The following is a 1,447-nucleotide window of genomic DNA, read 5'->3' on the forward strand; positions in this document are numbered from 1 at the left end:
GAGAGTGTAAAATAGTCTGTGTAAACTTCATTAGGATGATATAATAAATTATCAAATGAAGGGAGCACAGGCTATGTCTTTATCTAGAGATGAATTAGTAAAATTAATTTTGAATAACTCTGATATAAAAACAGCAGAAGATATACAAAATACATTAAAAGATTTATTTGGAGGATTACTTCAGCAAATGCTGGAAGCGGAGATGGAAGGTCACTTAGGATATGCTAAACATGATTATGAGAATAAAAACACCTCAAATAGTAGAAATGGAAAAAGTACAAAGACTATGAAATCAAATTTAGGGTTATTTGATTTAGATGTTCCAAGAGACCGCGAAGGCTCATTTGAGCCGGCGATAGTGAAGAAACATCAAACCGATATATCACACTTAGAAAGTGCTGTAATTGGAATGTATGCAAAAGGCATGACCACAAGAGATATAGCAACTCAAATTAATGATATTTATGGAATGGATGTATCACCAACTCTTATTTCGAATATAACAGATAAAGTTATTCCAATGCTTAAAGAGTGGCAAAGCAGGCCATTAGAATCCATTTACCCGATAATATTTATGGATGCAATCCACTTTAAAGTAAGAAAAGATAATACTATCGTTTCGAAAGCAGCGTATGCTGTTATCGGAGTTAACCTTGAGGGCAAGAAAGATGTATTAGGTATTTGGATCGGTGCTTCAGAATCATCAAAATACTGGTTACTAGTTTTAAATGAACTTAAAAACCGTGGCATCAATGATATTTTAATAGCTTGTGTTGACGGCCTCAATGGTTTTAAAGAAGCTATCAAAGCAGTATTTCCTAATACTGAGATACAAAGATGTATTATTCATCAAATAAGAAATTCTAGTAAATATTTATCTTATAAAGATTTAAAAGCCTTTAATGCTGATTTGAAATCAGTATATAAAGCTCCAACCGAAGACGTCGCGTTAGCGGAATTAGATAATCTAGAAGAAAAATGGGGAGATAAATATCTAATAGCAATAAAAAGTTGGAGAAATAATTGGGATGAACTCTCAACATTTTTCAAATACCCACCTGAAATAAGAAAAATAATATATACAACAAATGCAATGGAAAGTTATAACCGCCAACTTAGGAAAGTTACTAAAAGTAAATCAATTTTCCCTAACGATGAGTCATTGCTAAAAATACTTTATCTTGCAACTATTGATATTACTAAGAAATGGACACAAGGAATTAAAGGCTGGGCTCAAATTCTGGCTCAACTATCAATCTTCTTCGAAGGTCGACTCGACGAAGCCTTATTTTAAAAGTATATTAATCTAAACTATCTAATCTATACATAAGTAATGTAATAATATTCAACATTTATAAAATAAAGGTTGGAAGTCTAAACTATACCTCCAACCTTACCAAATGATCATATTACTTTTTGAAGTTTACACAAAAATCTTGACAGACTC

The 1,447-nt window shown here is 31.7% G+C and carries 1 protein-coding gene; it reads left to right on the forward strand.

Annotated elements, in window-relative coordinates:
* The first annotated feature begins 73 nt into the window (after window positions 1-73).
* Entirely contained in the window at window positions 74-1,294 is a 1,221-nt protein-coding gene (locus tag CLCHR_RS24205; RefSeq protein WP_079442489.1) for an IS256 family transposase, read from the forward strand.
* Window positions 1,295-1,447 lie beyond the last annotated feature (153 nt).

The organism is Clostridium chromiireducens, assembly GCF_002029255.1.
In the GTDB taxonomy this organism is placed as follows: Bacteria; Bacillota; Clostridia; order Clostridiales; family Clostridiaceae; genus Clostridium; species Clostridium chromiireducens.

Coding starts and splice junctions, on each gene's coding strand:
- CLCHR_RS24205 (WP_079442489.1), top strand. CDS start 74: ATGTCTTTATCTAGAGATGAATTAGTAAAATTAATTTTGAATAACTCT.